Source organism: Rhodococcus sp. BS-15, assembly GCF_000813105.1.
Classification (GTDB): domain Bacteria; phylum Actinomycetota; class Actinomycetes; order Mycobacteriales; family Mycobacteriaceae; genus Rhodococcoides.
Window position 1 is genome coordinate 1 of the sequence record NZ_BAOX01000360.1, and the last position, 4,383, is coordinate 4,383.

Below are 4,383 nucleotides of genomic sequence, written 5' to 3' on the forward strand. Positions count from 1 at the left end.
AGGTGCTCGAGCTGTTCAAGATGCCGCAGAAGAACGCGCAGGGCATAAAGAGCACGCTGCACAACCTGGCTGCCCGCTACGCCTGACCTGGATCTATTCTGACCGGCATGCCGATCGATCCCGACACCAAGAACTGGACCTGGGTACTCGAGCGAGCGTGCCCGGACTGCGGGTTCGACTCGAGTGCCGTCGACTACGACGACATACCGGACCTGATCCGCGCCGACGTCGAACGTTGGGAGGCGGTGCTGCAGCGCAACGACGCGCCAGTGCGCCCCGACGACTCGACGTGGTCCGCGCTCGAGTACGCCGCGCACGTACGCGACGCGCACCGCATCTTCCGCACCCGGCTCGCGTTGGTGTTGACCGAGGACGATCCCGAGTTCGAGAACTGGGACCAGGACGCCACCGCGCTGGCCGAGGACTACAACGCACAGAATCCCGCGACAGTCGCATCGGAACTCGGCGAAGCCGCGCGCACCCTGGCCGACGATTTCGCCGCTGTACCGCCGGAGGATCGGCATCGGACCGGTCGGCGCAGCGACGGGTCGAACTTCTCCGTCGAATCACTGGCTGCTACTACATTCACGACCCCATCCATCATCTGTGGGACGTGCGGGGCTGAGCCGAATTCGGTGGAACTATCCTGGGTGTTCGAACCACACTGTTACGACCGAACCCCGGCACCGAACCGACTTCACGAAGGGGCCCACTATGCCTGCCCGCATCGAGCTCGCCCGCGTCGATCTACGCGGACGAACTCCATCCACCGCCGAACTACGCGGCGCACTTCCCCGAGGCGGAGTGGATGTCGATTCGGTGCTGCATCAGGTTCGCCCCGTCGTCGACGCCGTCCGGGACCGCGGCACCGAGGCTGCGCTCGAGTTCAGTGAGAAGTTCGACGGCGTCCGGCCGGACCGCGTTCGCGTCCCGCAGGAAGAACTGGTCAAGGCCCTCGCAGAGCTCGATTCCGATGTTCGGGCCGCCCTCGAGGTCGCCATCGAACGTACGCGCCTGGTGCACTCCGATCAGCGCAGAACCGACCACACCACCCAGGTGGTACCCGGCGGCACCGTGACCGAACGCTGGATCCCCGTCGATCGCGTCGGCCTGTACGTGCCCGGCGGCAACGCCGTGTATCCGTCGTCGGTCGTGATGAACGTGGTGCCCGCGCAGATCGCAGGCGTCGGGTCTCTAGTGGTGGCGTCGCCGCCGCAGAAGAACTTCGGCGGCCTGCCCCACCCCACCATCCTTGCTGCGGCGCAACTGCTCGGCGTCGACGAGGTCTGGGCCGTCGGCGGCGGTCAAGGTGTCGCGCTGCTCACCTACGGCGGCGTCGACACCGACGGCGGCGAGTTGGCTCCGGTCGATCTGATCACCGGTCCCGGCAACATCTACGTCACGGCCGCCAAGCGCCTGTGCCGCTCGCTCATCGGAATCGACTCCGAGGCAGGGCCCACCGAGATCGCGATTCTCGCCGACGCCACCGCGGACCCGCTCCACGTCGCAGCAGACCTGATCAGCCAGGCCGAACACGACGTCATGGCGGCCAGTGTGTTGGTCACCGACAGCATCGAACTGGCCGATGCCGTGGACCAGGCTGTCAACGCACAGATGGCGTCCACCAGGCATGCCGAGCGCGTGGCCACCGCACTGAACGGTAGCCAGTCCGGCATCGTGTTGGTCGACGACGTCACGCAGGGATTGGCCGTGGTCAACGCCTACGCCGCCGAGCACCTCGAGATCCAGACGAAGGACGCGTCCGACGTCGCAGCCCGCGTGCGCAGCGCTGGAGCGGTGTTCGTCGGAGCGTGGTCGCCGGTGAGCCTCGGTGACTACTGTGCCGGTTCCAACCACGTACTGCCGACGGCAGGATGCGCTCGGCATTCGTCCGGCCTGAGTGTGCAGACGTTTCTGCGCGGCATCCATGTGGTGGACTACAGCGCAGCTGCGCTGAAAGACGTTGCAGCGCACGTCATTGCACTGGCCAATGCCGAGGATCTGCCGGCCCACGGCGAAGCGGTGCGGCTGCGGTTCGAGGGGTTGCGTACCGGTGACGCGTCATGAGTGATGCGTTGGGACAGTCGGTCTCGCTGGACGACCTCCCGCTGCGCGAGGCCCTGATCGGCAAGTCGCCGTACGGAGCGCCGCAGCTCACCGTGCCAGTTCAGTTGAACACCAACGAAAATCCGCACCCGCCGACGCAGGCATTGATCGACGATGTTGCGGACTCCGTTCGGCTCGCGGCCGGGCAGCTGCACCGCTACCCGGATCGTGATGCGGACGCGCTGCGGGCCGACCTCGCTCGGTACCTCACCGAGCAGACCGGCTTCGCCGTCGACATCGCCAATGTGTGGGCGGCCAACGGCTCCAACGAGATTCTGCAGCAACTGCTGCAGGCCTTCGGGGGACCGGATCGCACCGCGCTGGGCTTCGTGCCGTCGTACTCGATGCACCCCATCATTTCGTCCGGGACGCAGACCGAATGGATTCCGGCGAAGCGTCGGGCAGATTTCTCGCTGGACGTCGACTACGCCGTCGGTGCCATCGAAGAACGTAAACCCGACGTCGTGTTCGTCACCAGCCCCAACAATCCGACGGGCCACAGCATCGACGAGGCGGACCTGCGCCGAATCCTCGACGCTGCACCGGGAATCGTGGTGGTCGACGAGGCCTACGCGGAATTCTCGTCTGCGCCAAGCGCGATCGGTTGATCGAGAGCTATCCCAGCAAGATCGTGGTCAGCCGAACCATGAGCAAGGCGTTCGCGTTCGCCGGCGGTCGGTTGGGATATCTGGTGGCTGCCCCGGCCGTCGTCGACGCAATGTTGTTGGTGCGCTTGCCCTATCACCTCTCGGTCGTCACGCAGGCAGCAGCGCGGGCGGCGCTGAGGCACGCCTCGGACACTCTCGGGAGCGTCGCCGAACTCTCCGCCGAACGAGATCGGGTGGCAGCGGCCCTCGGCCGCCAGGGTTACGACGTGGTGCCGTCCGACGCCAACTTCCTGCTCTTCGGCCGGTTCTCCGATGCGGCCGCGACGTGGCAGCGATACCTGGACGACGGCGTGCTCATCCGGGACGTCGGAATTCCCGGCTATCTACGCGTCACCATTGGACTGGCGCACGAGAACGACCGATTCCTCACCGTCAGCGCAGCACTCGCATCGACCGAAACAGCAGAGGCATCGAAGTGACCACTCCCGCTCCCCGCATCGCCAAGATCGAGCGCACCACCAAGGAATCCGACATCTCGGTCGAGCTGAATCTCGACGGCACCGGAATCGTGGACATTTCCACCGGCGTTCCGTTCTACGACCATATGCTCACCGCGCTCGGCACCCATGCTCGTTTCGACCTGACGGTGCGCGCGAAGGGCGACATCGAGATCGAGGCGCACCACACCGTCGAGGACACCGCGATCGTGCTCGGCCAGGCCCTCGGTCAGGCCCTCGGCGACAAGGCGGGCATCACTCGGTTCGGCGACTCGTTCATTCCGATGGACGAGACACTCGTGCATGCGGCCGTCGACGTGTCCGGTCGTCCGTACTGCGTGCACACCGGTGAGCCCGACTACATGGTGCACTCCGTCATCGGCGGCTACCCCGGCGTTCCGTACTCCACGGTGATCAACAAGCACGTGTTCGAGACGTTGGCGTCCAACGCACGGATCGCACTGCACGTCCGGGTGATCTACGGCCGCGATCAGCATCACATCACCGAAGCCGAGTTCAAGGCAGTGGCTCGGGCACTGCGTCAGGCCACCGAGTACGACCCTCGCGTGACCGGTGTGCTGTCCACCAAGGGAAGTCTGTGATCGGTCGATCGGCGCTCGTGCGTTGAGTGGCCTGAGCTCCATCCGTGGTCTTCCGGCCGCGATGGCCATGGGCGCGGCCTCGTTCGGCGGCTGGGGATTGCTGCTCCCGGTGGTTCCCCTCGCGGTGTCCCAGTCGGGGGCATCGGACGCGGTGGCAGCGGCCAGCACCGCGATCTTCATGGCCACGACGGTGATCACTCAGCTGTTCGTGCCGAGCATGCTGAGGCGAGTCGGCCACCGCGCGGTTCTGGCCGCCGGGTGTCTGCTCCTCGGGTTGCCCGCGCTGCTGTTCATCGTCTCCGTCGAGGCCGTACCGGCGCTGGCGGTGTCCGCGCTGCGGGGCACCGGTTTCGGAATGTTGACGGTCGCCGGTGCCGCCATTGTCGCCGAACTCGCTCCGACAGCGCTGCTCGGACGGGCCACGGGCGCGCAGGGGATCGCTGTCGCCTTGGCTCAGATGCTCACGCTGCCACTGGGTCTGGTGATTTTCGCGGCGAGTCCGACGGCCGTGTTCGTACTCGGTGCTCTGGTTCCCGCAGCAGGCCTGATCGGCGTGGCGCTGTTGCCGCC

The 4,383-nt window shown here is 66.3% G+C and carries 3 protein-coding genes and 2 pseudogenes; all 5 read left to right on the forward strand.

The features are described 5' to 3' along the window. Positions 1–107 precede the first annotated feature (107 nt). Positions 108–625, forward strand: a pseudogene (locus RHBS_RS24930) (DinB family protein). An 89-nt stretch (positions 626–714) separates the two neighbouring features. Next, on the forward strand, positions 715–2,067 hold the full coding sequence (gene hisD, locus RHBS_RS24935; protein WP_121869664.1) for a histidinol dehydrogenase: 1,353 nt from the start codon (positions 715–717) through the stop codon (positions 2,065–2,067). After that, positions 2,064–3,193: pseudogene (locus RHBS_RS24940) on the forward strand (histidinol-phosphate transaminase). The gene hisD and the pseudogene RHBS_RS24940 overlap by 4 nt, the downstream one beginning before the upstream one ends. Beyond that, positions 3,190–3,813 (forward strand): imidazoleglycerol-phosphate dehydratase HisB, encoded by a 624-nt coding sequence (hisB, locus tag RHBS_RS24945; RefSeq protein WP_032394340.1) that lies wholly within the window; start codon positions 3,190–3,192, stop codon positions 3,811–3,813. The pseudogene RHBS_RS24940 and the gene hisB overlap by 4 nt, the downstream one beginning before the upstream one ends. Before the next feature lie 61 nt (positions 3,814–3,874). Further along, on the forward strand, positions 3,875–4,383 hold a 509-nt coding region (locus RHBS_RS24950; protein ID WP_145977599.1), incomplete at its 3' end, for an MFS transporter.